This window comes from Autumnicola edwardsiae (genome assembly GCF_031846505.1).
Taxonomy (GTDB): Bacteria; Bacteroidota; Bacteroidia; order Flavobacteriales; family Flavobacteriaceae; genus Autumnicola; species Autumnicola edwardsiae.
The window spans coordinates 1-1,185 of the sequence record NZ_JAVRHP010000245.1 but is presented as its reverse complement, the minus strand read 5'-3'; the positions used below and the strand labels follow the sequence as shown (position 1 = coordinate 1,185).

Sequence of the window (1,185 nt, the reverse complement as noted above, 5' to 3'; positions counted from 1 at the left end):
GTCCGTTTTTAATGAACAGAGTGCCCGCGGTTATTGCAGTAGTTTAAAGTTACGTTCTACTGCTGAATAGGTTTTGATCAATGCTCAAAAATGTCAATTTTCGATCTCAATAAGACCGGGTTAATGTGATCTACGAAAATCAGGATTAAATATTTTTCTTCCTCGGGTTCTTCTCCTGCCGAACTGAAAATAAATTAAGGATCCTATAATCGGAAAAAATACAATTACCACGAGCCAAAGGAATCTCGAAACTGGATTTTTAAATCGCGCACGAAAAATATCCACAGCTGCCCAAATCCACAAAATTGCAGTGAGCCCAATTAACGTAAAAAACATAAACTCTGTCATGGTTGGTTTATCTTTTGAATTTCTTTACCACATGCCTGATTAAAACATAAATACAGAAACCCAGCGTAAGAGCATAAACAACTGCTAATGCCGGTTTTTCAAAACTGAGATTTTGAAAGTCGAACCCCTCAAAAAGAGCCACCCCAATAATGACGGCTGAAACTGCAACAGCAAACACCGGTGCTTTTTTATTTTCCATTTTTAAAGTTTTATTATTAGATCAATTGATACTCCCAAAAGAATTGCAGCAATCATAAACGTAATCATTCCCACCGTATAGGAAGCAAATGCTTTAAAATAGTTTAATGGTTTTTTCCTGTCAAAAACTGTCCTATAGCCCAGGTACAATAAACGATAAATAAAATACCTCCTATTTGCATCAGACCAAAATTTGTAAGGCCCTGTAAAATTGCAAAAACCGTCAGAAACAGCATTCCCATTCCCATTACAAAACATAGCAGGATTAAGATCTCGTAAAAATTATAACCATACTTCCTGAAAAATATTTTTGCCCAGAAGGCTATAAATATGGCCATTATCAAGTTAGCATATCCATAGTGGTCCTGGATCCATTGAAGTATGATCCCTGTGGTAGATTTTTCTGCTTCGTCATATTTTACATAACCATCTTCAATAAGAAAAAAGTTGTTCACGAGTGAATACATTAAAGAAGTGACGATGATGAAAAGGATTGGTTTTACAAGCCGACTTCTATTTTCGGTAATAAAAAGCCTTACATTTTTTCCGGGTCGAATCAATAATTCCCAGATGGTGTAAAAAATACCTTTTTCAAAGTTTAATACCTGTTGAATCTCGTGAAGAACATAGTGGCTGTTA

3 protein-coding genes are annotated in these 1,185 nt (G+C 35.4%); all 3 read right to left on the bottom strand.

The features are described 5' to 3' along the window. Positions 1 to 120: 120 nt before the first annotated feature. Positions 121 to 336 carry a PLDc N-terminal domain-containing protein gene (locus tag RM529_RS18205; protein WP_432264548.1) on the bottom strand — a complete coding sequence of 72 codons (216 nt, stop codon included), beginning with the start codon at positions 334 to 336 and terminating at the stop codon, positions 121 to 123. Positions 337 to 355: 19 nt separating this feature from the next. Then, the gene (locus RM529_RS17420; protein ID WP_311486008.1) at positions 356 to 547 is read right to left on the bottom strand and encodes a hypothetical protein; all 192 of its coding nucleotides are present in this window, start codon (positions 545 to 547) and stop codon (positions 356 to 358) included. A gap of 103 nt (positions 548 to 650) precedes the next feature. Then, positions 651 to 1,185: DUF3667 domain-containing protein (locus tag RM529_RS17415; protein ID WP_311486007.1), on the bottom strand; the 535-nt coding region annotated here is incomplete at its 5' end.

What these genes read in the sequence shown, in the direction of transcription:
- RM529_RS18205 (WP_432264548.1), bottom strand. Translation starts at nt 336, where the DNA reads ATGTTTTTTACGTTAATTGGGCTCACTGCAATTTTGTGGATTTGGGCA.
- RM529_RS17420 (WP_311486008.1), bottom strand. Translation starts at nt 547, where the DNA reads ATGGAAAATAAAAAAGCACCGGTGTTTGCTGTTGCAGTTTCAGCCGTC.